This is a genomic window from Pseudomonas sp. TE3911 (assembly GCF_054062775.1).
On the sequence record NZ_JBSSFP010000001.1, the window covers coordinates 1,688,319 to 1,712,923 of the forward strand.

The window sequence follows — 24,605 nt, forward strand, 5'->3', positions numbered from 1 at the left end:
ACATCACCATGCACGCGACGATGGAACATATGACGATCTGGGGCCTTATCAGTGACGCCAGCCTGTTGGTCAAGGCGGTCATGATCACCTTGCTGCTGGCGTCGTTGCTCAGCTGGTACCTGATCATCCAGCGCGGCAGCGTACTGCGCCGCCTGGAGCGCCAGTTGAATGGCTTCGTGCAGCGCTTTCGCGCAGCGTCGGACTTGCAACCGCTGTACCGCGAAACCGTGCAGGCGGGCGAGGGCGGGATTGCGCCGATCTTTATTGCCGGCGTCCAGGAATACCAGCACCTGCACAGCCATGACCCTGCGGTGCTCGAAGGTGTTGAGCGGGCCTTGCAGGTGGCGATCACCGAGCAGGAAATCGAACTGGAAAAGGGCCTGCAATTTCTCGCGACCGTGGGTTCAGTCAGCCCGTACATCGGTTTGTTTGGCACGGTGTGGGGGATCATGAATTCCTTTATCGGTTTGTCCCAAGTGCAACAGGCCACGTTGTCGACAGTGGCGCCGGGCATTGCCGAAGCGCTGATCGCCACAGCCATCGGCCTGTTTGCAGCCATCCCGGCGGTGATCGCCTATAACCGCTTCGCGGCGCGTGGCCAGACGCTGCTCACCCGTTACTACGCGTTTGGCAATGAGCTGCAAGTGCGCCTGCACCGCACCCTGCGCGGTGCGCCGATCAACCTGGCCGTGGCCGCCTGAAAGGAGCAACTCCCATGTTAGTCAGGCCGCAACGCAAGCACGGGCCCAAGGCCGAAATGAACGTGGTGCCGTATATCGACGTGATGCTGGTGCTGCTGGTGATCTTCATGGTCACCGCGCCAATGCTGACCCAGGGCGTGAAGATCGAGCTGCCCAAGGTCGCCGCCGAGGCGCTGGCCACCGATACCCGCCAGCAGATCCTGACGCTGTCGGTAAAGGCCGATGGCGGCTACTACTGGAACCTCGGCGGCGAGCTCGACACCCAGCACCAGACCGACAGCGCCGTGAGCCTGGACGAAATGGGCGCCAAGGTCATGCAGGTGGTGGCGGCACGCAGCGACACCCAGGTCTACATCCGCGCCGACGACAACGCCGGCTACGGACGTGTGGTTGCAGCCATGGCGGTGTTGCAAAAAGGCGGTGTCAGCAACCTGGGGCTGGTGACCGAGGCCCCGCAATGACGGCGATGATCATGCACAGTCCGACGCTTGTGATGGAACCCAGGGATACCTCCGGCGTGTGGCGAAACAGCTTCGCCGCCAGCCTGGCGGTGGCGCTGCACGTGGGCGTGTTGGCGGCGTTGATGGTGGGCTGGTCGACGGAAAAACCGATGGTGGAGGCACCTCGGGTGATGCACACGCAGTTGGTCATGCTGCCGCCTGCGCCGGTGGCAGTACCAGAACCGGTGGTTGCTGCACCGGCACCTGCGCCGCCGGAGCCGGTGGTGATTCCGGTACCAGTGAAACCTGCGGTCGACCCCCGAATCCAGGCGCAAAAACTGGAGAAAGCCGCCCTGGCGCGTAAACGCGTCGAAGAAAAGAAAATCGAGCAACAACAGGAACGCCTGGCCACCGAACAACGCACCCGCGAGCTGGAACTACAGCGCCAGGCCCAGGAGCGATTGGCTGCGGAAAAAGCCCGCCTCGCCACACCTGCGCCTGCAGCGGCACCGGCCTTTGACAGCCGCCAATACCAGCCTCTGAGCAAGGAAGCGCCGGATTACCCAGAGCGTGCTTTGGACAAGAACATCGAAGGCGATTGCACCCTGGAGTACAGCGTCAACACTCAAGGCCGCGTGGAAAATCCCAAGGTGTTGGACGGCTGCCACCCGTTGTTCATGCGTCCTTCACTGGCGGCGGCGAACACCTTCCGCTATCAGCCAAGGATCGTTGATGGCAAGGCTGTTGTGGTCCCGGCTGTGAGGAATACCTTTCACTACCGCATCAAATGATCCGTTCGGTTGGCAATGCTGCTGTTGTGGTGAGCTTGGTTTACCGCAGGTGGTGTTTAGTTGACCAGGATGTTGGATGGGATCGAGTGCATATCCGTTGCTGCGGTAACGGCCGCCTGTGGTTCCGCTCTTACAGCGGGTCACTTTTGTAAAGGCACAAAAGTAACCAAAAGGCCTTCGCCCCACCACTCGGTGCCTCGCCTAGGCTCGGCATGCCCGTAATCCGACATTGATTTGGGGGGCCGCCGCCACGCGCCATCCATGGCGCAGGGCGGCTAAACCGGCATCCCTGCCGGTTTACCCCCCAAATCAACGTCGGATTCCGGCCATCGTGGTTGACGGGGCGATTTCAGATCAAAAGCAAGGCCGCGGCGGCCTTAGAGCCGACCGGGTTCTCAGCTCCAACTCCGTCCAAATGTGGGAGGGGGCTTGCTCCCGATGAGGGGGTGTCAGTTGATGCAGTTGTGACTGACCCACTGCTATCGGGAGCAAGCCCCCTCCCACAGTTTGATCTCCATAGATCAGACAGATAGGTCCTAGCCTGCTGTCCTGCTTTTGCTCTGTTTTTGATCTGTTTTTGATCTGTTTTTGATCTGTTTTTGATCTGCTTTAGATCTGCTTTAGATCTGCTTTAGATCTGCTTTAGATCTGCTTTAGATCTGCTTTAGATCTGCTTTTGATTTGGCTCTTACATCCTTTTCGCTGACGAAGTCAGCGGTCTTTTGATCTGCGCTTTTGATCTTGATCTCAGGCGCCCCGTCAAACACGCTGGCCGAACGCAGGCTTGAATCCGTGGGTAACCCGGCAGGACGCCGGGTTAGCCACGCTGGGCCATGGATGGCCCATCGCGGCGGCCCACGGATTCAAGCCGGAGTGCGGGCACACCGAGCCTAGGCGAGGTGCCGAGTGTTGGGGCAAGAGCCCTTTGGTTACTTTGGGGCTTTTCCAAAGTGACCCGCCGTAAGGGCGGAACCAATACCCGCCGTTACCGCATAAACGGATATGTACACCAAAAAACCGCAATCCAAACAACCCCCACCTTCAAACGGCATCACCCATTAGCCAGATTCACCAATTCCACACCCAAAACATAACGCTCCAGGTTCGCCAAAAACGTATCAGCAATCTCATTACGGCTATCGGTCGATATCGCCGACGTATGCGGCGACAACCTCACCCTCGGATGCGTATACAACGGGTGCCCATCCGGCAACGGTTCCGGCTCGGTCACGTCGAGCGATGCCAGGCCGATTTGCCCGTTATCCAGCGCTTCCAGCAGCGCCTCCTGATCCACCAACCCGCCGCGCGCAATGTTGATCAAATGCAGCCCCGGCTTGGCGCTGCCCAACACGTCCCGATCGACGATATGGCGCGTAGCCTCGGTCAGCGGTGCCGCCAGCACCAGGTGGTCGGCGCGGGCGAACAGGTCGTGGATGTCCCTGGCCGCCTCGACCCCGTCGATCCCGAACGGTGTCGGGCTTTGGCGCAGCGCAACCACCTTGATTCCCAGCGCGTGAGCCTTCTGCGCCAGGCGTTCGCCAATCGCACCAAAGCCGAGAATCCCCAATGTGGTGCCCTTGAGCGGACGCAGCGGGGTGAAATTCCACTGTGAATCCTTCACCCAGATATCCGGCAAATGCTTGGACGCGGCAAAGATCGCCGCCAGGGCGAACTCGGCCAGGTTGTCGGCGGCGCTGCCCCGGGAGGTGGTCACCGGCGGGCCGTTGAACAGCCATTGCGGGTAGAAGTCGATGCCCGATGAGACCAAGTGCACCCATTGCGCGCCGTAGGGCCAGCCTGGCGGCGGGGTCTCCGGGGCGGTGTAGCCGCGCACGTTGATCGGACGCAGCAACAGGATATTCGCCTGGGGCGGCAGGTCGCTTGGCACGCCCACCGGAACGCCGATCACCTGGGCTTCGGGGTGGACCGTGCGCAGGCGAGCGCGGATCACGTCGTTGTAGTCTTCGTCCAACTGGCTGGCAATAATCACGTGAGTCATGTGCGTTCCTTCTGGCGTTGGGCGAACACGGCTTTACCGACGCCTTGCAGCACTGCATCGTTCTGGGGGGTATGTACGCGACTGCACAGCACATCGCGGTAGTGGCGTTGCAGCGGGCTATGGCGCGACAGGCCAGGGTTGCCGGAAGCCTCAATGGCCAGTTCCACCGCGCGAATAGCGTTGTGGGTGACCAGGTACTTCAACTGTGCGGCGTTGGCGGCCGGGGTGTGGCCGTCGGCGGCGGCGTCGAGCAGGCTGCGGTTGGCGAACAGCAGGGTGTCGATATGCCCGACGGTTTCCTGAAAGCGCGGCAAGGTCGACAACGCCGCACCGAGGTTGGACGGCGTGCGTTCTTCCAGCCAGTTCACCAGCCAGTCCCGCGCGGCCTGGGCCACGGCGTCGTACACCGACGAGAGCAGCACCGACATCCACAGGAAACCCTCCGCATCCAACTCCGGCTGCGGTGCGCTCCAAGGGCTGACACTGACGGCGTGGTCCAGCGGCACCAGCACGTTGTCGAGCACCACTTCATGGCTGCAGGTGGCGCGCATGCCGAGGTGGTCCCAGGTGTCGATGATGCTCACGCCGGGGCTGTCCTTGGGCACCAGCCAGGCGCCCACCAGCGGGTCGGCGTCGTCACTGCGCGCCCACACGCTGAACCAGCTCAGGCCATGGCTGCCGGTGGAGTAGATCTTGCGCCCACTGATGCGCCAGCCTTCGGCGGTGCGCACCGCAGTGGTCGCGGGCAGGCCGCCACGGGCCGGGGTGCCGAGGTCGGGCTCGACGCGCAGGGCGTTGATCAGCGCACCGTTACGCACTGCGTCTTCGGCGACTTTCACGCGCAGGTGCTGGGGCCAGGTTTTGCTGTCTTGCAGGCGTGTGTGTTGCAGGTATTGCATCACCAGGATCAGCGCGGTGGACGGCTCGCCCTTGGCAATCGCACTAATCGCCTTGCGCGCCTGAGGCAGGCTGGCACCGCCGCCGCCCAGGGTTTTGGGCACGGTGAGGGCGACCAGGCCGTGTTCATGCAATAGCTGGAAGTTGGCGTGGGGGAAGGCGCCACTGTCATCGTACTGCGGCGCGGTACTGGCCAGCTCGGTGGTGAGGCGTTCGAGCAAGGCTTCGAAATTGGCGACTTCCACGGAGCGTAGAGACGGTTGGGTCATAAGAATGTACTCGGTCAAAAATGTGGGAGGGGCGGCGCGACGATTCGACTTGCCCCTCCCACAGAGGATTTTTGGCTTAGATGGCGAGGCGCACAGGCTGTTGGCCCAACAAGCGCTCCACCACCTGCACCACCGGCTCGGCTTCGGTACGTACCAGCCAATCCGGGCTAACGTCTACGAACGCGACCGTGCCGTCCTGGGCAATCACCACGACGGTCGGTTGGGGCAACTCCCAGGTCCCCGTACCGGTGGTTTCACCGATGTGACTGCCCTTGGCCAATGCCGCGTTACGCGAGGCTTCATCGAAGCTGTAGAGAATCCCCAAGCGCCGCCCGAGGTTGTTATCCGGGTCGCTGGCGACCAGCAGTTGCAGCGCGTGGTGGGTCTTGATTTCCACCAGGCGTTCCGGCACTTGCGGGCTGATCGCTACCAGCGGTACACCCAATTCGCGCAGGCGTGGGTACAGCTGGCGCTCGTAATAGGGCAGGGCGATGTTGCACGCCGGGCAGCCGGCAAAACGGAAGAAGATCAGCACCGCCGGGCCGTCTGCCAACAGCAGCTCGCGGTTGAGTTCGCCGCCTTCGACGTTGAGCAAGGTAAACGGGTCGAGCTCATCACCCACCTGCACGTAGTCGTCTACCCGCGCTTCATCCACCAGGCGCTGGCGCTGGTCGATATTGACTTGCAACGCCGCCGGGGCCCAGGTCGCTACACGCTCGGCGTGCAGCGCCGCCAACTGACGGTTAAGGGATTCGCTCATGCCAATGCCTCCTGCGGCGCTTGCACCTCGACGCTGTAGCGGTTGACCGGTACGTCCAGGCCCAGGTTGTCGCGCAGGGTCTGCCCGGTGTATTCGGTGCGGAACAGGCCGCGCTGTTGCAGCACCGGCACCACCAGTTCGGTGAAGTACTGCAAGCCATCCGGCAGCACCGAGTTGACGATGAAGCCATCGCTGGCGCCGCGCTCGAACCAGGTCTGGATCGCATCAGCGACTTGCTCAGGGGTGCCGACAAAATCACGCTTGGGCCGCGAGAACCGCAGGGCCACTTCACGCAGCGTGAGGCCTTCGTCCTTGGCCAGTTGCTTGATGCGATCGGAGCCGCCTTTCTGGCTGTTGGAGCCCAGGTCGCCGAGTTCCGGGAAGGGTTCGTCCAGGGGGTATTTACTGAAATCGTGGTCGTTGAACGGGCGGCCGAGGGCGACGATGGCGTCTTCCACGGTGACCAGCTCCACGGCCTGCTGGTAGCGGCTTTCCACTTCGGCCTCGTCGCGCCCGACAATCGGGCGGATGCCCGGCAGGATCGACAGGCTGTCGGCATCGCGGCCAAAGCCTTTGGCACGGCGTTTGAGGTCCTGGGAGTAGGCCAGGCCTTCTTCGATGCTTTCCACATGCACAAAAATCGCATCGGAATGTTCGGCGGCAAAGTTACGCCCGTCTTCCGAGGTGCCGGCCTGGAAAATTGCGGGCTGGCCCTGGCGCGAACGCGCAATGTTCAGCGGGCCTTTGACCGAGAAAAACTCGCCCTTGTGGTTCAACGCGTGAAGCTTGTCCGGGGTGAAAAACTCGCCGCTTTGCTTGTTGTAGGCAAAGGCGTCGTCCTCCCAGGAATCCCACAGGCCCTTGACTACGTTCAGGTGTTCCTTGGCGATGCGGTAGCGCACGGCATGGGGCGGGTGCTCGGCCTTGCCGAAGTTATCGGCGGTGCCGCTGAGCCACGAGGTGACCACGTTCCATCCGGCGCGGCCGCCGCTGATATGGTCCAGAGACGCGAACTGACGCGCCACTTGGTACGGCTCGGTGTAGCTGACGGTCACGGTGGCGACCAGGCCGATATGGGTGGTCAATGCCGCGAGGGCTGACAAGATCGTCAGCGGCTCGAAACGGTTGAGGTAATGGGGGCTGGATTTGGCGTGTATATGCAGGCTATCGGCGATGAACACAAAGTCGAATTTGGCAGCTTCGGCCAGTTCAGTCTGCTGCTTGTAGAAGCCGAAATTCGTACTGGCATTCGGTTGTGCCTGCGGGTGGCGCCATTCGCCCCAGCCGTGGCCGACACCGTGGACCATGGCACCCAGTTTTAAATGGCGTGGTTTTAGTTGACGTGGCTGGCTCATGTTCTGTTCCTTCAGCGCGAGACTTGGTTGTTGGGGGCACGCTTGGCGTTAAAGCTTTTGTCGAAGCCCTGTGACACGTCGATGTGTTTGGTCAGCAGGCCTTCTTTTTGGTAGGTGTCGGCGGTGGTTTGCAGGCCACTGATCACGCTGTCGTCGATCAATACCGGGCTCAGACGGGTTTCCTTGGCCACCGCCACATGCACGGCCAGTGGCAGGCCGGTGATTTTGGTCTGGGCGGCGGCGTATTCGTTGGGGTGCGTATTGGCCCAGGCGTAGGCGCGATCGACGCGGGCGACAAAGTCGTCCAGCTGCGTGCGCTTGTCGGCAATGGCCTGGCTGGTGGCCGCGAGGTACAGGTGGTTGCTCAACAGCGTGTTGCCACTGGCGATGATTCGCGCCTGGCTTTGGGAGGTCACCACGGTGGTGTAAGGGTCCCAGGTCGCCCAGGCATCGGCGGTGCCGTTATCCAGCACCAAGCGGGATTCGGCGGGCAACAAGAAGATGAACTGCACATCCTGGCTGGTCAGGCCCGCGCTGGCCAACGCCTTGATCGCCAGGTAATGCCCGATGGAGCCACGCCCGGTGACGATTTTCTTACCCTTGAGGTCGGCGGCCGTCTTGATTGGCGAGTCCTTGGGTACCAGCAGCGCGGTGGTGTTGCGTCCTTCGGCGTGGATGATGCTGACCACTTTTAAGGACGCCCCGGCACCCAGCGCGAACACGTAAGGCGCATCGCCCAAGGCACCGACATCCACCGCGCCGGCATTCAGGGCTTCGCCCAGGGGCGAGGCGGAGGGGAACTCCGACCACTGGATGGCATAGGGCACGTCTTTGGTTTCGCCGGACACTTCCAGCAGCGTCTTGATCGTCGATTTCTGATTGGCCACCCGCAGTGGTTGCAGGTCGGCGGCGTGGGCGCTGGTGGCCAGGCCAAGGGCCAGGGCAGTACCCAGGAACAGGCGCTTGAAGGGGGTGGTAAAGACCATGGGATAGAGGCTCCAGGCAGATCAAAAAAGGTGTGGGTTACCTCCGCCTGGAAAGGGGTCGGTGAAGCCTGCCCCCATTCAGAGGCAGGTGTGTTAGATGATCAGATCACGTAGAACCCATGGGTCCCATCACGGGCCAACTGGGCAACCAAACCGAACTCCCAATCCAGATATGCCTGCATGGCTTCCTTGGGGTTGTCAGTGCCTTCGTACGGACGGCGGTAGCGGTCGATCCGTGGTGAGGCCAGGTGGGTTTCGCCTTCTTCCAGGGGCAATTTCGCGTTGATCCAGCCTGCCGTGCCGTCTTCCAGCAGGAACACTTGCTTGCCGGTGATGGCTTCGACTTCAGCCACCGCCAGGCGCGCCAGTTGGCTGCTGCCGCAGGTCAGCACGTAGCGCTCGGCGGTCGGCACTTTGGCGAGGGCCTGGGGCAGTTGCGCGCGCAGGGCCCACCAGGCGCCGGGGATGTGGCGTTTGACGTAGTTGGCGCTGGCGGTGAAGTCCAGCACCACGGTGTCGCCGTGGGCCAGCCAGTCGGCGAGGGTGTGGGGGCTGATCAGTTCGGCTTGGGGCGGCGTGGGCACCGGGGCGACCCAGACGCCTTTTTCGCTGAAGTGCGCCGCTTGCAGGCCGTCCAGCACGTGCACGTCCCAGCCCAGTTGGGCGAGCCAGGACGCGGACATGTTGGCGCGCACGCCGTCGTCATCCGCCAGCACCAGGCGTGCGCCGCGTACGCTGGCCACGTGATCGGTTTCCTGGACCAATTGGCCGCCGGGGGTGGAGCGAGCGCCGGGCAGGTGACCGGCTTCGAATTCTTCCGGGGTGCGCACATCGAACAGGTAGGTGGTGCGAGTGGTTTCCTGCTGCCAGGCGTGCAGATCGTCAAGGGTGGCACGGCCAACGCGGACTTTGTCGGCGACGCGGCGTGCCTCGATGGCGGCGACCTGGCGATGTTCTTCCGAGGTTGGGGCAAAGCGTCTCGCCTGGCCGTGGGCGAGTGTTTGCCCGGCCAGGGTCCAGCCGATGGTGCCATTGCGCAGTGCGGATACCGGGTTGGCCACGCCCGCATTGATCAGCGACTGGGTACCGATGATGCTGCGGGTGCGTCCGGCGCAGTTGACGATAATGCGCGTGGCCGGATCCGGCGCCAGTTCACGGGCGCGCAGCACCAGTTCGGCACCGGGCACGCTGATGCTGGTGGGAATGCTCATGGTTTGGTATTCGTCGAAGCGGCGGGCGTCGAGCACCACCACGTCGGCGTGGCTGTCGAGCAGGGCCTGCACTTCTTCGGCGGCCAGGGACGGCGTGTGACGCTCGCTCTCTACCAGTTCGCCAAAGGCTTTGCTCGGCACGTTCACGTCAATAAACAGCTCGCCACCGGCGCTACGCCAGCCATTGAGGCCCCCTTCGAGCAGGCTGACTTGGGTGTAGCCCAATGCAATCAGGCGCTCGGCGGCGCGGCTGGCCAGACCTTCGCCGTTGTCGTAGACGGTGACCTGGGTATCACGCCGTGGAATGCGCGAATACACCTCCAGCTCCAGCTTGGACAGCGGGATATTCGCCGCGAACAGCGGGTGGGATTCAGCAAACGGCGCTTCTTCGCGCACGTCGATCAGGGCGACTTCTGCATGGTCCAACAGGGCCTGGCGAATCTGGGCGAAATTGCGGGTCGGTACGGTGCTCATAGGGCAGGGCTCTTTTCTTTGGACAAATCCCAGATGTTCGGGAGGAAGGCGTTGGAATAACCGGAGATAAACAGTTTCTCGCTGCCGTCGGGCTGGTACACCGCACGGCGTACCGCACCGATATTGGCGCCGTACACGTGAATGCTGATGGACACTTGGTCGCTGTGGGCGTTGCTGACCTGATGAATGTCGCCGACCTTGGGCGATACGGCTTCGACCTGGCCCGGCACCAGCTTAATAGGCTTGCCTTCGGCGACCAGGCTGCCGTCGGGGGCGCGTTCAAACCCTTGGGAAAACTCCGCGCCGCGCAACATGCCGATCAGCCCCCACACCCGGTGGTCATGAATCGGCGTGGTCTGCCCCGGACCCCAGACAAAACTGACGACGCTGAAGCGCTGGCGCGAATCGGCGTGCAGCAAAAATTGCTGGTAGCGCTCGGGGTTGGGTTGGGCGAATTCGTCGGGGAGCCAGTCATCATGGCTGACCAGTTGCGCGAGCAGCTTGCCGCCACGGTGCAACAGGTCGCCTTCGCGCGGATTGCCGTCGATCAGTTCCGCCAGGGCGCCAATGAAGGCTCTGAGTCTCTCGGGGTGTCGGGCCTGGGTCATGGCAATTCCATCAGTCGGTGTTGATGGGTTTATCTAAGCATAATGTTTATAGTTAATATGCTATTTTTTAATGATTAGCTTATAGCTGAAGGTAATTTAGAACCGGCATGTATAGCGTTAGACGTTATCGATCACAGCGTGGGCTATTCAGATAACGTTCCTGCAACTATGCTTCGCGGACATCTTAATGACTGTTCTCTATGTGCGGCCCAAATGAAAATTGACGATATCGATGCCTTTGTCGAAGTGATTCGTTGCCAGTCCATCAGCCATGCCGCCGAGTCGTTGCAACTGACCCAGCCGGCCATTACTCGCCGCGTGCAGAACTTCGAGCAGGCGCTGGGGGTGGAGCTGTTTGACCGCAACACCAAGCCCCTCAAACCGACGTTGATCGGTACCCGCGTGTATGAACAATGCCGGTTGATCCTGCGCGAGATGGATGCCTTGCGTGAGCTGGTAGCCACCGACGCACCCCCCTCCGGCGTACTGCGCCTGGGCGTGCCGCAGACCATCGGCGATGTAGTGCTGCTGGACGCGCTGAAGCTGCTGCGCACTGAGTACCCCGAACTGCGCGCCCAGGTCGCGACCGGATGGGGCAGCCAGTTGGTCGGCAAGATTGAACGGGGCGAACTGGACGCGGCGGCGGCATTGTTCCCGGCAGGCAAGATCTTCCCGGATAACATCGTTGGCGAGTCTATCGGCAAGATGGAGTTGGTGGTGGTGTGCGCCAAGGCGCAGTTGCCGAAAAAACCCTGCAAGCTGGCGGATGTGTACCAGAACGGGTGGATTCTTAACCCGGACGGCTGCGGGTTCCGTGCCGGGTTGCAACGCACTTTGTCCGATCAGGGCTTGGCGCTGCGGGTCAACCTGGAAACCTTCGGCACTGAATTGCAATTGGGTCTGGTCGCCGATGGCCTGGGCTTGGGCCTGGTGCCGCGTCCCTTGCTGGAGCGCAGCGCTCACCGCGAACAATTGGCGGTAGTGCCGCTCAAGGACTTCAAACCGGTGATGGACCTTTGGCTGATCTACCCGCATTTCCTCGGCAACCTGCAAGGGCCGGTGGATGCGTTTGGCAAATGGGTGGCGGCGTCGTTGCACAAGATTCGGGATGCGGCTTGATATGAAAAAAAATAATAATTAGCTTAGATTAAAATGTGCTTTTTATTATTTTTGAGCATCCCCTAGGCTTGCCTGGAAGTCCTTAAGGCCATCCAGGAAGTTTTGCCATGAGCAGCGTCACCTCGATTTCCAGCGTCTCCAACAACGTTCGTCAACGCGTCACGCCAGAAGAGTGGGAAGTGCGCGTGAAACTGGCCGCCGCCTACCGCCTGGCGGCCTTGTACAAGTGGACCGATCACATTTACACCCACTTCTCCGCCCGTGTACCGGGCCCGGAGGAGCATTTCCTGATCAATGCCTTCGGCCTGTTGTTCGATGAAATCAACGCCTCCAACCTGGTCAAGGTCGACCTCGACGGCACGATCGTCGACGACCCCACCGGTCTGGGTATCAACTACGCCGGCTACGTGATCCACAGCGCCATCCACGGCGCTCGCCATGACTTGCAAGCGGTGCTGCACACCCATACTCGCGATGGTATTGCGGTGTCCGCGCAGAAGGACGGCTTGTTGCCGATTTCCCAACACTCCATCGCCTTTTCCGGGCGAGTGGCCTACCACGGCTATGAAGGCATCGCCCTCGACCTGGACGAGCGTGAGCGGTTGGTGGCGGATCTGGGCGACAAGAGCGTGATGATCCTGCGCAACCACGGGCTGTTGACGGCGGGTATCAGCGTCGAACATGCCTTCCAGCAGCTGCAAGGGTTGGAGCGTGCGTGCAATATTCAGATCGCGGCGCAAGCGGCGGGGAATGCTGAGCTGGTCTTTCCGCCACAGGAGGTAGTGGCGAAGGTTGAAGAACAGGCCAAGGCGCATAGCAGCGGCGAGGGGCCGGGCGTGGCGCGGCATTGGAATGCGCTGATTCGGCAGTTGGAACGCAGCGATACCGACTACAAGAACTGATCCTGAGCTAAATGAAGATAGGCAGGTGGGAGAGGGCGAGTCGAATCAACGCACCGCCCCTCCCACATTGGTTTTGCCGTGTTCTGGCTTACGCGACCTGTTTGGCCTGCTCGCGTTCTGCAATCAGTTGGCGGGTGAGGGGGATCAACCGCTTGCCGTAGTCGATCGCATCATTGAGCGGATCAAACCCACGGATCAGGAAGGTGGTGATGCCGAGGTCGTAGTAATCCACCAGCGCTTCAGCCACTTGTTCGGCGGTGCCCACCAACGAGGTTGAGTTCCCTTGCGCGCCCAGCAACCCCGCAATCCCCGTCCACAAACGCTTGTCCAGCCGGGAACCCTGTGCCGCCGCTGCGAGTAGCCGACGCGAGCCTTCATTCGGCGGTTCACGCCGCACAAATCCATTCTTCTCAGCCAACTCAGTGGCCTGTTGCAAGATGCTGTCAGCGCGTGCCCACGCCAGCTCTTCGGTCTCGGCGAGGATCGGTCGCAGCGACAGGCTGAAGCGAATCGTGCGTCCATGCTTGGCTGCTTCGGCCCGGACCTGAGTCACGATCTCGCGCACTTGCTCGTAGGTTTCGCCCCACAGTGCGTACACGTCGGCATGTTTGCCCGCCACTTCAATCGCGGCCTGGGAAGACCCTCCGAAGTACAGTGGGATATGCGGTTGCTGCGGCGACTTCACGGTGGAGTGCGCGCCTTCGACCTGGTAGTAGGTGCCGGTGAAATCGAAGGGCTGTTCGCTGGTCCATTCCTGTCGCACCACACTCAGATATTCGTCGGTCCGTGCGTAGCGTTCGTCCTTGCCGATATGGCTGCCATCGGCGCGCAGTTCGCGGTCGTCGCCACCGGTGATGATATGCACGGCGGTGCGCCCGCCGTTGAACACATCCAACGTGGCGAACTGGCGCGCGGCGAGGGTGGGTTGTGCAAAACCGGGGCGGTGGGCGATCAGGAATTGCAGTTTGCGGGTGACGCTGGCGGCATGGGAGGCGATCAGCGTGCTGTCCGGGCTGTTGGAGTGGAAGGCCACCAGGGCGCGGTCGAAGCCGGCCTCTTCGTGGGCGCGGGCCACGGTTTCCACGTAGTCCGGTTGCAGGGTCGGGCCGCTGCGTGGATGAATTTCGGATGCATGGTGGCCGCCGATATAGCCGATGAATTCGATGCTCATGGTCTGTCCTTGTCGAGTAGGGAGTGTGTACCTCCGCCGGGCAGGGGGTCGGTCATGCTCGTCCAAGGTAGGGGCCCCGACGTCCGCTGTAAAATGCCGTTTGGTTCTAACCTAATTATTAAAAAATAGAATTATTTTGTGATTTTATATCAGTAAATAGCATTATCTGAGTTGGCAGCGCCGCAACCCCAAGTGTTTGCGAGTTGAGTGCACTTTCTAATAGACGAAAAAAAACCGGCTGATCAGGCCGGTTTGGGGGTGCCCTCGAACAGGGCGGGTTATGCGTGGTTTTCCATCAGACGGTCCGAGCCACCTTCAGCTACGCGGTTTTCCATCAGACGATCCGAGCCACCTTCAGCTACGCGGTTTTCCATCAGACGATCCGAGCCACCTTCAGCTACGCGGTTTTCCTGCAGACGGTCCGAGCCACCTTCAGCTACACGGTTTTCCATCAGACGATCCGAGCCACCTTCAGCTACGCGTTTTTCCAGAAGACGATCCGAACCACCTTCAGCTACACGGTTTTCCATCAGACGATCCGAGCCACCTTCAGCTACGCGGTTTTCCAGCAGACGGTCCGAACCACCTTCAGCTACACGGTTTTCCATCAGACGATCCGAGCCACCTTCAGCTACACGGTTTTCCATCAGACGGTCCGAGCCACCTTCAGCTACGCGGTTTTCCAGCAGACGATCCGAACCACCTTCGGCAACACGGTTTTCGATCAGTCGATCCGAACCGCCTTCAGCGACTACAGGGTGGGCAAATGCGTTTGCAGCGAGTACCGAGAAAGCGAGGCTAAGCAAGATTTGGCGTTTCATGATGGTGTGCTCCGAGTGTTTTAGTTTGGGTGTTGCCTGGTATGGGTTTGATGTTACGCGTTGCATTTTTTAAGAGAACTTCATTGCGCTGATGGTGACTATCGATGCCAGCGATGGACCGTTTGCAACGGCCATCGCCCGGCTGATCAAGGCATTTGCGGCAGTTCCTGAGGTCGCAGGTCGAACACCAGCACCTCGGCGTCCTGACCTTGACTCAAGTGGACGCGCTGCTCATCACGCACTCGGGCACCGTCACCTTCCTGCAAGCGCTGGCCGTTGATCTCCACGCTGCCCCGGGCCACATGGATGTACACGTGGCGATCCGGCGGCAGGTCAAGGGTTGTGGCTTCGTCACCGTTGAACAGCCCGGCGTACACCCTGGCGTCCTGGCGTACGCTCAGGGAACCGTCGGCGCCGTCCGGCGAGATGATCAACTGCAGGCGCCCACGCTTTTGTGCCTCGCTGAAGTGTTCCTGTTGATAGCGCGGTTCGGCACCGGCCACGGCGGGCACGATCCAGATTTGCAGGAAGTGCACCCCACGGTTTTGGCTGTGGTTGAACTCGCTGTGGGCCACGCCGCTGCCGGCGCTCATCAGTTGCACATCGCCAGGGCGGATCACCGAGCCAGTGCCCAGAGTGTCCTTGTGCTCCAGGGCGCCTTCGAGCACATAAGAGAAAATCTCCATGTCACGGTGCGGGTGCTGGCCGAAGCCTTTGCCGGCGGCGACGCGATCATCGTTGATCACCAGCAGGTCGGAAAAACCCTGCTCGTTGGGGTTCCAGTAGTTGGCGAACGAGAAGGTGTGGAACGACTTCAACCAACCGTGATTGGCGGCGCCGCGTTCGGAAGCTTTGCGAAGGGTCAGCATGGTGGTGTCCTCAAGTGGGCGCTGGCTGCGAGATGCAGGGCGCTTGCGTTGAGAAGAAGGTTACTGGTTACTGAAATATTCATTAAGAAGCTGAAATCTGAATAACTGTCCCTCTCAGATTGACAGTGAAAGGCATGCCATAATGCCTCCCGCTTTCTTCCCCTCGATGGATGCCTTCTGTATGAAAACCGTGGCCATGGCGCTGTTCCCGGACTTCCTCTTGCTCGACATGGCCGGGCCGCTTGAAGTGTTTTCCATCGCCAACCGCTACCTGCCGGCGGCGGCGCATTATCAGATCCTTACTGTTGGTACCGAACCAGGCCCACTGCGCGCATCCAACGGCGTAATGGTGCAGACCGACCTGTTGCTGGAGCAGGCCGACGGTGCCTATGACCTCTTGCTGGTGCCCGGTGGCCCCGGTGCCTATAACGAATGCCATCCGGCGCTGCTGCCCTGGCTAAAAGCAGCGGCGCCACGGGCACGGCGCTTTGGCTCGATCTGCACGGGCGCCTTTGTGCTCGGGCACGCCGGGCTGTTGGACGAGCACCGCGTGACCACTCACTGGCATTACACCGAGCGGCTGATCAAGGCGTTCCCCAACGCCATCGTCGAGACCGACCGTATCTATCTGCAGGACGGGCGGTTGATTACCTCGGGCGGGGTCACGGCCGGTATCGACCTGGCGTTGTCCATCGTTGCCCAGGACCATGGCAAGCAGGTGGCGGTGGATGTGGCGAAGGTGCTGTTGGTGGTGATGAAACGCCAGGGCGGCCAGGCCCAATTCAGCCCGATGACCGCGGCCGTGGCGCCCCAGGAAACTGCGATTACCCGCGTGCAGAACCATGTTCTCGCGCACCTGGAGCAGCCGTTCACCATCGAGTCCATGGCCGAGTTGGCCGGCATGAGTGCGCGCCACTTTGCCCGGTTGTTTGCCAAGGATGTGCAGATGACGCCCATGGCCTTCCTGCAAGGCGCGCGCATCGACCGTGCTCGGCAATTGCTGGAAACCACTGATCTGCCGCTCAAGACCGTGGCGTTCCATGCAGGCTTTGGCAGCGTGCGGCACATGCGCTTTTTATTCAGTGAAAAGCTCGGTCTTAACCCTACCCAATACCGACAGCAGTTCAGTTAACGACAGGATGTCCGTCTCGCACACCCGATTGTCCGTATCGCTCCCCGTGCCAGCATTGTCCTGTCATGGGTAGCTGGCAAGAATAGCGTCGAGCCCACGGAAAAGGATGCGCGAACGCCCAAGGCCGGGTGTTTCAGCGCGATTGCAGACATGAACGACCCTCAGGCGATTGACGCGGATAGCACGGTGCGCTTCGGTGCCTATGCCTTTCACCGGCAGCAGCGACTGGTCAGCAAGGCGGGTTGGCCGGTGCCGTTGGGCGGGCGGGCGCTGGATATCCTCGCGATGCTGCTGGAAGCGCCTGGGCAATTTTTCAGCAAGGCCACCCTGATCGAGCGGGTCTGGCCGAATAGCGTGGTGGAAGAGAACAACCTGCGGGTGCACATCGCCGCGCTGCGCCGTGCCCTCGACGGGCAACGGTTTATCCTCAATGACCCCCAGCGCGGCTACTGCTTCGCTGCGCCCGTGCAAGGCGTGGCCGCAGCGGTGCTGCCTCGGCACAACCTGGCCGCGCGGCTCAGCCCGGTGATTGGCCGTGATGAACTGCTGGGCGTGCTGGTGCGGCGTTTGTCCGGGCAGCGGCTGATGACCCTCACCGGATGCGCCGGCGTGGGCAAGAGCACCTTGGCCCTGGCCCTGGCCGAGCGCGTGTTGCCGCGCTACCGCGACGGTGTGTGGTGGGTCGACCTGGCCACCGTCGAGGCGCCGCTGATGATGCTGCGCCACCTGGCCACGGTCCTGCATCTCGAACCCAGCGGCAGCGCCACTGAACTGTGCCGTCAATTGGCTTCCCGACAATTATTGCTGGTACTTGATGGCGCTGATCTGCTGCTTGGCGCCTGTCGACATCTGCTGCGTGTGCTTAGCGAAAACGCGCCCCGGATCAGTGTGCTCGTCAGTAGCCGTGAAGCCTTGCATGCCCCGGGCGAGTGGGTGTTGCGCGTGCCCCAGTTGGCGCTTCCAGCTCCGTCGGTGTTGGGCAGCGTTGAACAGGCGATGGTGAGTCCGGCGGTGCAGTTGTTTGTTGCACGGGTGCGTGCCAGCCAGCAGGGGTTTGTGTTGCGGCCCCAGGACTTGGCACCGCTGCGTGATATCTGCCGGCGCCTCGACGGTATTCCTCTGGCTCTCGAACTGGCCGCCGCCCAAGTGGACGCCCTTGGCGTCCGTGGTGTGCAGGCGCAAGTGTGCAGGGGCTTGCAGATCCTCACGCGGGGGCGCCGCACAGCGGTTGAGCGCCACCAATCCCTCAGCGCCGCGCTGGATTGGACCTACCAGCGCCTGAGCTTGCCGGAGCGCTGGCTGTTCCTGCAGATGAGCCTGTTCAAAATGGCGGTGACTTTGCCCACCTTGAGTGAGCTGGTGGTCGGCACGGAGCTGGAGCATGCCGACCTGTCTTACTTGTTGAGTCGGCTGGTCGACACCTCACTGCTGAACCTTGAGCCCGGCCCAGGTTATCCGCGCTATCGCCTGCTCAACAGTGTGCGCAGCTACGCCTTGGCACTTCTGCGCGACCCACAGCAGGTAGCACGCTTGCAACAGGGCTATGGGCATTACCTGGGGCCGTTTTCAGGCCGGCCGTTTGTCTTGCAACTCGTCGAGCAGGCGGCGCACGCGGATTAGATCTTGGGTGGCGAAGCCTTCGGTAAACCGCTCATAGACTGAACCCAGCAGGTCGCGCGCGGCCTGCACACGACCTTGCTTGTGCCACAGCCGCGCCAAGCTGTCTGCGCATCGTAACTCCCAGGCCAGCGCGCCTTGCTGGTGCGCCAGGCCCAGGGCTTCGAGCAACAGGCTTTCGGCTGATTGGGCATCGGGCATGGCCTCGGCGCGCACGCGCAGAATCTCCGGTGTGCACCAGCCGGCCGCACCGCTTCGGGCGCGTTCGAACAGGGCGTCATCCACTGCGATGGCGTTGAAGGTCACCAGGATGTCCTCGACCAGGCCCAGCCCTTGTACTTCGGCAATCTGCGCCGTGCCTTCGTAGCATTGCGCCCAGGTGTGGAACAACTGCACTGAATGTTTTTGCGCCTGCTGCAACAGCAGGTCCAACTGATCGCGGGCCGCAAGCGTATCGCCGTTGTACTGAGCGATCACCACCCCAGCCAGGGCCAGGGTGTAGCAGATCGACGTGCCGTGGTTGATCTGCAACGCCAGCGCCAGTGCCTGGCTTGCAGTGCGCCACGCGCGTTCAGGGAAACCGCTCAGCCACAGGATGCGCGCGAGGATGGTCAGCGAAGCCACGCTTTGGTCGTACTGCACGCCAAAGCCATGGGTAAACCGGTTGAGATGGCCGCTCTGGGCCATGCGCTGGATCACCTGTTCGGCATTGTGCTGCGCCAGCACCTGATTGCCGGCGAAGTGCTGCGCCAGCACTCGCAGGCGTTGGGCGCTGAGGGCCAGCAACGACTCGGTGTGTGGCCCCAACCGGTCGAAATGCAGGCTTTGCTTCAACGCCTCACGGTAGTTGCCGCTGCACAGGCTGACCGCCATTTGCCCCGACACTGCACGCAGTTGGCCGGGCAGGTTTTTGTCAGCTTCGGCCAGGCGTCGTGCACAGGCAAAGGCGTCTATGGTCTGCGGCGTACTGCCCTGGGCGTGATAGGAAAAACTGCCGAAGGCCAACTGCAATGCCATGTGCAAGCGCTGGCTCGGCGCACTCGATTGCCCCAGTCGCGCCAGGGCCTTGCTCACGTAGAGGCCGTGTTCGCGCAGCAGCGATAGCTCCTGCCACAACGGCATGGCGCTGACGGTGAGGCGAATGCCCAGCACGTGCACACCCTGGTCGCCCAGGCCCCAGTCGAGGGCGGCACGGATGTCTTCGCGCAGCGGGGCATAGCGGTCGATCCACGGCTGGGTAGCGATCTGCTCCCAATCTTCCTGCGCCTGGTCCATCAGCGCCAGGCAGCGGTTGGCGTGACGTTCACGGGTGGCATCAAGCTCGTCGGCGACACTGAGTTTTTCCAGGGCGTAGGTGCGGGTGATGTCCAGCAGGCGATAGACCATCTCGTCATCGCCGGGCTCCACATTGAGCAAGGATTTGGCGACCAGTTGAGTGATCGAGCCCAGCACCTCGGTCGGTGCGATCTGTTCTCCGGCAATCACCGCCGCCGCGCTGGCCAGGCTGAAACCACCCCGGAACACGGCGAGACGGCGCAGGCAGATTTGCTCGCACGTCGTGAGCAGGTCGAAGCTCCAATCCAGGGTCGCGCGCAAGGTTTGATGCCGGGGCAGGGCACTGCGCCGGCCTCGGGTGAGCAGGCGGAAATTGTCTTCCATCTGCACCAGCAACCCCGGCAGGCCGAAGCGCTCGATCTGCGCCGCCACCAATTCGATTGCCAGGGGAATACCGTCCAGGCGCTGGCAGATATCAATCGCCAGGGGCAGTTCGGCTTCGCTCAGTTCGAAGCTGTCCTGATGGGACATGGCGCGTTCGATCAGCAGTTGCAGGGCAGGATAGCCCAGGGCCTGGGCGCGGTTGCCGGTGGCGGGTGGGCAGGCCAGGGGTTCCAGGCGTTGCACCGATTCGCCTTCGGCGCGCAATGCTTCGCGGCTGGTGGCCAGGATGTGCAGTTTTGGGGCATGGCGCAGCAGGGTTTCGCTGATCAGCGCAATGTCGTCCAGCAAGTGCTCGCAGTTGTCGATCACCAGCAGCACCTGGCGCTCTTGCAGGCGGCGCGCGAAGGTGGCCAGCGGTTCGTGCTCGGTGTGGGTCAGGTCGAGCAGGGCGGCGAGGTTGGGCAGGATCATCGACGGCGCGCTGAGGGGCGCCAGGTCCAGCAGTCGGATACCGTCGCGGTAATGGCCGATCAGCAATTCCGCCACGCGCAACGCCACGGTGGTCTTGCCGATGCCGCCGGCGCCCGTCAGGGTGATAAAGCGTTGTTCGGGCAGGTGCTGCACCAGGCTGTCGATCAGCGCCTGGCGGCCGAGCATGCGGGTGCGGCGCAGCGGCAGGTTGTGGCAGGGGCGTTGGGGCGTGCCTTCTGTGGGTAGGCTCATAGGCTCGATGCTCAGTGGCGCAACAAAACTGTAGCCACGCTGGGCCACCGTAACGATATAGCGCTGCCCGGCCTGGCCATCGCCCAGCGCCTTGCGCAACGCCGCCATATGCACCCGCAGGTTGCCGTCCTCTACCACGCTTTTGGGCCAGACCCGAGCGATCAGCTCCTGCTTGCTCACCACATTACCGGCCTGCTCCAGCAGGATCAGCAGGATATCCACGGCCCGCCGGCCCAGGCGCAACGGACGACCAGCCTCCAGCACCAGGCGCTGGTGGGGATGGATACGGTACGGCCCGAAGTGCACGGCCTGATCGCGTTGGTCACTCATGGGTGGCCATGCTCTGGAGAAAGTAAGCGGCCAGCATATTCCAGGTGCTTGCAGACCACTAGGCAGCGATCTCTTGAGGCTTGTGACGCAGTTGGTGGTTTCGCCAGGTCATCGGATTGACACCCTCGCTGCGGGTGAACATATGGCAGAAATGTGCCTGGTCGCAGAACCCGCATTCCAGGCTGATCTGCGTCAGGCTCAAGGAAGACTGAGTGATCAATTCCTTGGCCCGCTGGATGCGTTGCAGGCGTATCCATTCCTGGGGCGACAGCCCGGTGGTGCACTTGAATGCACGGGAGAAATGGCTGCGCGACAGCGCGCAGGCCTGGGCCAGGTCGGCAATCGCCAGGCTTTCGCCGAGGTTAGCGAGGATCAATTGCTTGGCGATACGCTCGCGCCGGGGGCATAGGCCGCCGGTAGCGGATAAGCGAGGAGCGCAGTGCTCAGTTCGGGCCATGACGGATATCCGCAGTCGATGGGAGCGTTCCCGGTGAATGGATGCAGTGTAGATGGCGTCAATCTTGTTGCCGTACCGTCTGGCTGACGAGTTAATCGTTGTTAATTTCGTCAGGTGCAGTGACGGAAAAGACAGCACAGACATGCAATCAACCCCTTGTTTTGCGTGCTTAGCTGGCAGTCTGCTAACCGTTTGGATACCGCCATGAACCGCAATGACCTGCGTCGCGTCGACATGAACCTGCTGGTGATTTTCGAGGCGTTGATGTTCGAGAAGAACCTGACCCGGGTCGCCGAAAAACTCTTCATGGGCCAACCGGCGGTAAGTGCGGCCTTAGGCCGGCTGCGCGACCTGTTCGACGACCCGTTGCTGCTGCGCAACGGGCGGGGCATGGAGCCCACGCCGCGCGCCCTGGCGATACTCAAGGAGCTGCAACCGGCTATGGACACCATTTCCGGCGCGGTCAGCCGCGCCAAGGATTTCGACCCGTCCACCAGCTGTGCGGTGTTCCGTATCGGCCTGTCCGACGACGCCGAATTTGGCTTGTTTCCGCCGTTGCTCAGTCAGCTTCGCGAAGAAGCCCCCGGCATCATCGTGGTGGTACGCCGCGCCAATTACTTGCTGATGTCCGCGCTGCTGGCCAGTGGCGAGATTTCGGTGGGGGTGAGCTACACCACTGAACTGCCCGCGAATGCCAAGCGCAAGAAACTGCGAGATATCCCGTGCAAGGTATTGCGTGGGGATGACGGGGTGGCGCCGCTGACGCTGGATGATTATTGCGAACGGCCCCATGCGATGGTGTCGTTCTCCGGGGATTTGAGCGGCAACATCGATTTGGATTTGGCCCGCATCGGCCGCGCGCGGCGGGTGGTGCTGGCGGTGCCGCAATTCAGCGGGTTGCGGGCGTTGTTGGCGGGAACGCAGATCATTGCGACGGTGCCGGATTATGCGGCGTGTGCGTTGACCGAGGGCACCACGTTACGGGCAGAGGATCCGCCGTTTGCGATTGATGCGGCGGAGTTGTCGATGGTGTGGAGTGGGGTGCATGACAATGATCCGGCGGAGCGTTGGTTGAGGTTGAGGATTGCCGAGCATATGGCGGGGGGGGTTGGTTGATTGAGTGCATATCCGTTGCTGCGGTAACGGCCGCCTATGGTTCCGCTCTTACAGCGGGTCACTTTTGTAAAGGCCGGAATGCCGGCCCAGCCAAAAGTAACCAAAAGGCCTTCTCCCCACCACTCGGTGCCTCGCCTAGGCTCGGCATGCCCGTAATCCGACATTGATTTGGGGGGCCGCCGCCACGCGCCATCCATGGCGCAGGGCGGCTAAACCGGCATCCCTGCCGGTTTACCCCCCAAATCAATGTCGAATTCCGGCCATCGTGGTTGACGGGGCGATTTCAGATCAAAAGCAAGGCCGCGGCGGCCTTAGAGCCGACCGGGTTCTCAGCTCCAACTCCGTCCAAATGTGGGAGGGGGCTTGCTCCCGATGAGGGTGTTTCAGTTGATGCGGCTGTGACTGACCCACTGCTATCGGGAGCAAGCCCCCTCCCACAGTTTGATCTCCATAGATCAGATAGATAGGTCCTAGCCTGCTGTCCTGCTGTCCTGCTGTCCTGCTTTTGCTCTGCTTTAGCTCTGCTTTAGCTCTGCTTTAGCTCTGCTTTAGATTTGGCTCTTACATCCTTTTCGCTGACGAAGTCAGCGGTCTTTTGATCTGCGCTTTTGATCTTGATCTCAGGCGCCCCGTCAAACACGCTGGCCGAACGCAGGCTTGAATCCGTGGGTAACCCGGCAGGACGCCGGGTTAGCCGCGCTGGGCCATGGATGGCCCATCGCGGCGGCCCACGGATTCAAGTCGGAGTGCGGGCACACCGAGCCTAGGCGAGGTGCCGAGTGTTGGGGCGAAGGCCTTTTGCTTACTTTTGGCTGGGCCGGCATTCCGGCCTTTCCAAAAGTGAGCCGCTGTAAGAGCGGAACCATAAGTAGCCGTTACCTAACCAACGGATATGTACTCAACTCAACCCCCCCCCCCCCGACTACCGGCTCTTGTAAGAAATTTCCCATAAGAGTACAAATGTACTCCATGACGACCCTGACTCCCCGCCGCACCGCCATCCTGACCTTCATCCGCGACCGTATCGCGCAACAAGGCCAGCCCCCCAGCCTCGCCGAGATCGCCGAGGCGTTCGGCTTTGCCTCCCGCAGCGTCGCGCGCAAACACGTGGTGGCCCTGACCGAAGCCGGCTTCATTGAGGTCAACCCCAACCAGGCTCGCGGTATTCGCCTGCTCAACCAACCCATGCGTCCGGAGTGGCTGGACGTGCCCGTGCTCGGCCGAGTCGCCGCCGGCCTGCCCATCGGTGCTGACGCCGAAGTGCACAGTCGCCTGCAACTCGACCCAAGCACCTTCGCGAAAACCCCCGACTACCTGCTGCGGGTGCAGGGCGATTCGATGATCGAAGACGGCATCCTTGACGGCGATCTGGTAGGCGTACGCCGCAGTGCCGAGGCCTTGAACGGGCAGATCGTGGTGGCGCGCCTGGATGGCGAAGTCACCATCAAGCGTTTCGAACGCAGTGGCGACCGCGTGCGCCTGCTGCCGCGCAACCCCGCGTATCAACCTATTGTGGTGGGCCCTGATCAGGACCTGGCCATCGAAGGGGTGTTCTGCGGCCTGGTGAGGCAAGGCTGATGGGCGCCGTCGTTGCCCTGGACGCGCTGTTCAATGGCGGCCGCGTCTGGAAAGGCCGGCCGGCCGCGCCTCCCGCCAGTGTGCACCCCACCGGGCTGGCCGCGCTGGATGCGGTGCTGCCCAGCGGCGGCTGGCCTGAATCGGCTTTGAGTGAAATCCTCATGGCCAAGGAGGGCATCGGCGAACTGCAACTGGTGCTGCCCACCCTGGCGCGCCTGTCAAAGGCGGGGGAGCGCATTGTGTTGGTGGCGCCGCCGTATACGCCGTATCCCCATGCCTGGCAGAACGCCGGGGTGGATGTACGCCAGCTTTCAGTGATCCAGGCCGAGGAACGTGATGCGCTGTGGGCCGTGGAGCAGTGCCTGCGCTCCGGCAGTTGCGGCGCGGTGCTGTGCTGGCCGCGCAAGGCCGATGACCGGGCGCTGCGGCGCTTGCAGGTGGCAGCAGAAACCGGCCAGACCCTGGCGTTTGCCTGGCGCGCCTTGAGTGAGGGGGTCAATTCATCGCCTGCTGCCCTGCGTTTGGCGGTCGATGCGAAACCCGCCCAAGTACGGGTGATCAAGTGCCGTGGCGGTTTGGCCCATCCGGCGCCGATTGCGTTGGCGGGGCACTGAGGTTGC

22 protein-coding genes are annotated in these 24,605 nt (G+C 62.0%); 10 read left to right on the forward strand and 12 right to left on the reverse strand.

Annotated features, from left to right (window positions below; genetic code table 11):
• Positions 1–8: 8 nt before the first annotated feature.
• From tolQ to ACVWXD_RS07845, 3 genes are read left to right on the forward strand one after another with little or no spacing between them, the layout of a single operon-like run.
• Entirely contained in the window at positions 9–701 is a 693-nt protein-coding gene (gene tolQ / locus ACVWXD_RS07835; protein ID WP_032889400.1) for a protein TolQ, read from the forward strand.
• A 14-nt stretch (positions 702–715) separates the two neighbouring features.
• Positions 716–1,162 carry a protein TolR gene (gene tolR, locus ACVWXD_RS07840; protein WP_032889397.1) on the forward strand — a complete coding sequence of 149 codons (447 nt, stop codon included), beginning with the start codon at positions 716–718 and terminating at the stop codon, positions 1,160–1,162.
• Positions 1,159–1,932 (forward strand): TonB family protein, encoded by a 774-nt coding sequence (locus ACVWXD_RS07845; protein WP_260368076.1) that lies wholly within the window; start codon positions 1,159–1,161, stop codon positions 1,930–1,932. Before tolR ends, ACVWXD_RS07845 begins: the two co-directional genes overlap by 4 nt.
• A gap of 1,051 nt (positions 1,933–2,983) precedes the next feature.
• On the opposite strand, the gene ACVWXD_RS07850 is transcribed toward ACVWXD_RS07845, so the two are convergent.
• The 7 genes from ACVWXD_RS07850 to ACVWXD_RS07880 form a co-directional block, all read right to left on the reverse strand.
• Positions 2,984–3,931, reverse strand: a complete 948-nt coding sequence (locus tag ACVWXD_RS07850; RefSeq protein WP_181644186.1) for a D-isomer specific 2-hydroxyacid dehydrogenase family protein — start codon at positions 3,929–3,931, stop codon at positions 2,984–2,986.
• Entirely contained in the window at positions 3,928–5,097 is a 1,170-nt protein-coding gene (locus tag ACVWXD_RS07855) for an acyl-CoA dehydrogenase family protein (RefSeq protein ID WP_032886603.1), read from the reverse strand. Before ACVWXD_RS07855 ends, ACVWXD_RS07850 begins: the two co-directional genes overlap by 4 nt.
• A gap of 76 nt (positions 5,098–5,173) precedes the next feature.
• Positions 5,174–5,857 (reverse strand): peroxiredoxin-like family protein, encoded by a 684-nt coding sequence (locus tag ACVWXD_RS07860; RefSeq protein WP_447096729.1) that lies wholly within the window; start codon positions 5,855–5,857, stop codon positions 5,174–5,176.
• Positions 5,854–7,212 carry an LLM class flavin-dependent oxidoreductase gene (locus tag ACVWXD_RS07865; protein WP_179178841.1) on the reverse strand — a complete coding sequence of 453 codons (1,359 nt, stop codon included), beginning with the start codon at positions 7,210–7,212 and terminating at the stop codon, positions 5,854–5,856. Before ACVWXD_RS07865 ends, ACVWXD_RS07860 begins: the two co-directional genes overlap by 4 nt.
• 11 nt (positions 7,213–7,223) lie before the next feature.
• Entirely contained in the window at positions 7,224–8,198 is a 975-nt protein-coding gene (locus ACVWXD_RS07870; RefSeq protein WP_032886599.1) for an ABC transporter substrate-binding protein, read from the reverse strand.
• 101 nt (positions 8,199–8,299) lie between these two features.
• Positions 8,300–9,883: a rhodanese homology domain-containing protein gene (locus ACVWXD_RS07875; protein WP_457370833.1), complete on the reverse strand. Its 1,584-nt coding sequence runs from the start codon at positions 9,881–9,883 to the stop codon at positions 8,300–8,302.
• Positions 9,880–10,491 carry a cysteine dioxygenase family protein gene (locus ACVWXD_RS07880; RefSeq protein ID WP_032886597.1) on the reverse strand — a complete coding sequence of 204 codons (612 nt, stop codon included), beginning with the start codon at positions 10,489–10,491 and terminating at the stop codon, positions 9,880–9,882. The genes ACVWXD_RS07875 and ACVWXD_RS07880 overlap by 4 nt, the downstream gene beginning before the upstream one ends.
• Positions 10,492–10,704: 213 nt before the next feature.
• On the opposite strand from ACVWXD_RS07880, the gene ACVWXD_RS07885 reads away from it, so the two are divergent.
• Together ACVWXD_RS07885 and ACVWXD_RS07890 are read left to right on the forward strand one after the other, a co-directional pair.
• Complete coding sequence (locus ACVWXD_RS07885; protein WP_181644190.1) at positions 10,705–11,610, forward strand: LysR family transcriptional regulator; 906 nt, start codon at positions 10,705–10,707, stop codon at positions 11,608–11,610.
• A gap of 107 nt (positions 11,611–11,717) precedes the next feature.
• Positions 11,718–12,512, forward strand: coding sequence for a class II aldolase/adducin family protein (locus tag ACVWXD_RS07890; protein ID WP_032886594.1), 795 nt, complete (start codon positions 11,718–11,720; stop codon positions 12,510–12,512).
• Positions 12,513–12,600: 88 nt separating this feature from the next.
• Here ACVWXD_RS07890 and ACVWXD_RS07895 read toward each other — a convergent pair whose 3' ends face one another.
• From ACVWXD_RS07895 to ACVWXD_RS07905, 3 genes are all read right to left on the reverse strand, one after another.
• A complete protein-coding gene (locus ACVWXD_RS07895; protein WP_032886593.1) occupies positions 12,601–13,683 on the reverse strand; it encodes an LLM class flavin-dependent oxidoreductase in 1,083 nt (360 codons plus the stop codon).
• Positions 13,684–13,961: 278 nt separating this feature from the next.
• Positions 13,962–14,504 carry a phage infection protein gene (locus tag ACVWXD_RS07900; protein WP_457370834.1) on the reverse strand — a complete coding sequence of 181 codons (543 nt, stop codon included), beginning with the start codon at positions 14,502–14,504 and terminating at the stop codon, positions 13,962–13,964.
• A 146-nt stretch (positions 14,505–14,650) separates the two neighbouring features.
• Entirely contained in the window at positions 14,651–15,373 is a 723-nt protein-coding gene (locus ACVWXD_RS07905; protein WP_181644192.1) for a pirin family protein, read from the reverse strand.
• A 181-nt stretch (positions 15,374–15,554) separates the two neighbouring features.
• Here ACVWXD_RS07905 and ACVWXD_RS07910 point away from each other — a divergent pair, with 181 nt between their 5' ends.
• Positions 15,555–16,505, forward strand: coding sequence for a GlxA family transcriptional regulator (locus ACVWXD_RS07910; RefSeq protein ID WP_032886590.1), 951 nt, complete (start codon positions 15,555–15,557; stop codon positions 16,503–16,505).
• A gap of 150 nt (positions 16,506–16,655) precedes the next feature.
• A complete protein-coding gene (locus ACVWXD_RS07915; RefSeq protein ID WP_260368263.1) occupies positions 16,656–18,125 on the forward strand; it encodes a winged helix-turn-helix domain-containing protein in 1,470 nt (489 codons plus the stop codon).
• Here the strand turns inward: ACVWXD_RS07915 and ACVWXD_RS07920 are convergent.
• Together ACVWXD_RS07920 and ACVWXD_RS07925 are read right to left on the reverse strand one after the other, a co-directional pair.
• A complete protein-coding gene (locus tag ACVWXD_RS07920) occupies positions 18,072–20,834 on the reverse strand; it encodes an ATP-binding protein (RefSeq protein ID WP_457370835.1) in 2,763 nt (920 codons plus the stop codon). The two genes, ACVWXD_RS07915 and ACVWXD_RS07920, sit on opposite strands and share 54 nt — an antisense overlap.
• A gap of 58 nt (positions 20,835–20,892) precedes the next feature.
• Complete coding sequence (locus tag ACVWXD_RS07925) at positions 20,893–21,291, reverse strand: helix-turn-helix domain-containing protein (protein WP_095184531.1); 399 nt, start codon at positions 21,289–21,291, stop codon at positions 20,893–20,895.
• A gap of 204 nt (positions 21,292–21,495) precedes the next feature.
• Here ACVWXD_RS07925 and ACVWXD_RS07930 point away from each other — a divergent pair, with 204 nt between their 5' ends.
• The 3 genes from ACVWXD_RS07930 to imuA all read left to right on the forward strand — a co-directional run bounded on the left by ACVWXD_RS07930 (position 21,496) and on the right by imuA (position 24,599).
• Complete coding sequence (locus ACVWXD_RS07930) at positions 21,496–22,407, forward strand: LysR family transcriptional regulator (RefSeq protein WP_032886585.1); 912 nt, start codon at positions 21,496–21,498, stop codon at positions 22,405–22,407.
• Positions 22,408–23,367: 960 nt separating this feature from the next.
• Positions 23,368–23,985: a transcriptional repressor LexA gene (gene lexA / locus ACVWXD_RS07935; RefSeq protein WP_032886583.1), complete on the forward strand. Its 618-nt coding sequence runs from the start codon at positions 23,368–23,370 to the stop codon at positions 23,983–23,985.
• Entirely contained in the window at positions 23,985–24,599 is a 615-nt protein-coding gene (gene imuA, locus ACVWXD_RS07940) for a translesion DNA synthesis-associated protein ImuA (protein ID WP_095184532.1), read from the forward strand. The genes lexA and imuA overlap by 1 nt, the downstream gene beginning before the upstream one ends.
• Positions 24,600–24,605: the final 6 nt, after the last annotated feature.

Bases quoted from the DNA above. Each gene is read 5' to 3' on its own strand.
- tolQ (WP_032889400.1), top strand. From the start codon at position 9: ATGCACGCGACGATGGAACATATGACGATCTGGGGCCTTATCAGTGAC.
- tolR (WP_032889397.1), top strand. From the start codon at position 716: ATGTTAGTCAGGCCGCAACGCAAGCACGGGCCCAAGGCCGAAATGAAC.
- ACVWXD_RS07845 (WP_260368076.1), top strand. From the start codon at position 1,159: ATGACGGCGATGATCATGCACAGTCCGACGCTTGTGATGGAACCCAGG.
- ACVWXD_RS07850 (WP_181644186.1), bottom strand. From the start codon at position 3,931: ATGACTCACGTGATTATTGCCAGCCAGTTGGACGAAGACTACAACGAC.
- ACVWXD_RS07855 (WP_032886603.1), bottom strand. From the start codon at position 5,097: ATGACCCAACCGTCTCTACGCTCCGTGGAAGTCGCCAATTTCGAAGCC.
- ACVWXD_RS07860 (WP_447096729.1), bottom strand. From the start codon at position 5,857: ATGAGCGAATCCCTTAACCGTCAGTTGGCGGCGCTGCACGCCGAGCGT.
- ACVWXD_RS07865 (WP_179178841.1), bottom strand. From the start codon at position 7,212: ATGAGCCAGCCACGTCAACTAAAACCACGCCATTTAAAACTGGGTGCC.
- ACVWXD_RS07870 (WP_032886599.1), bottom strand. From the start codon at position 8,198: ATGGTCTTTACCACCCCCTTCAAGCGCCTGTTCCTGGGTACTGCCCTG.
- ACVWXD_RS07875 (WP_457370833.1), bottom strand. From the start codon at position 9,883: ATGAGCACCGTACCGACCCGCAATTTCGCCCAGATTCGCCAGGCCCTG.
- ACVWXD_RS07880 (WP_032886597.1), bottom strand. From the start codon at position 10,491: ATGACCCAGGCCCGACACCCCGAGAGACTCAGAGCCTTCATTGGCGCC.
- ACVWXD_RS07885 (WP_181644190.1), top strand. From the start codon at position 10,705: ATGAAAATTGACGATATCGATGCCTTTGTCGAAGTGATTCGTTGCCAG.
- ACVWXD_RS07890 (WP_032886594.1), top strand. From the start codon at position 11,718: ATGAGCAGCGTCACCTCGATTTCCAGCGTCTCCAACAACGTTCGTCAA.
- ACVWXD_RS07895 (WP_032886593.1), bottom strand. From the start codon at position 13,683: ATGAGCATCGAATTCATCGGCTATATCGGCGGCCACCATGCATCCGAA.
- ACVWXD_RS07900 (WP_457370834.1), bottom strand. From the start codon at position 14,504: ATGAAACGCCAAATCTTGCTTAGCCTCGCTTTCTCGGTACTCGCTGCA.
- ACVWXD_RS07905 (WP_181644192.1), bottom strand. From the start codon at position 15,373: ATGCTGACCCTTCGCAAAGCTTCCGAACGCGGCGCCGCCAATCACGGT.
- ACVWXD_RS07910 (WP_032886590.1), top strand. From the start codon at position 15,555: ATGAAAACCGTGGCCATGGCGCTGTTCCCGGACTTCCTCTTGCTCGAC.
- ACVWXD_RS07915 (WP_260368263.1), top strand. From the start codon at position 16,656: ATGAACGACCCTCAGGCGATTGACGCGGATAGCACGGTGCGCTTCGGT.
- ACVWXD_RS07920 (WP_457370835.1), bottom strand. From the start codon at position 20,834: ATGAGTGACCAACGCGATCAGGCCGTGCACTTCGGGCCGTACCGTATC.
- ACVWXD_RS07925 (WP_095184531.1), bottom strand. From the start codon at position 21,291: ATGGCCCGAACTGAGCACTGCGCTCCTCGCTTATCCGCTACCGGCGGC.
- ACVWXD_RS07930 (WP_032886585.1), top strand. From the start codon at position 21,496: ATGAACCGCAATGACCTGCGTCGCGTCGACATGAACCTGCTGGTGATT.
- lexA (WP_032886583.1), top strand. From the start codon at position 23,368: ATGTACTCCATGACGACCCTGACTCCCCGCCGCACCGCCATCCTGACC.
- imuA (WP_095184532.1), top strand. From the start codon at position 23,985: ATGGGCGCCGTCGTTGCCCTGGACGCGCTGTTCAATGGCGGCCGCGTC.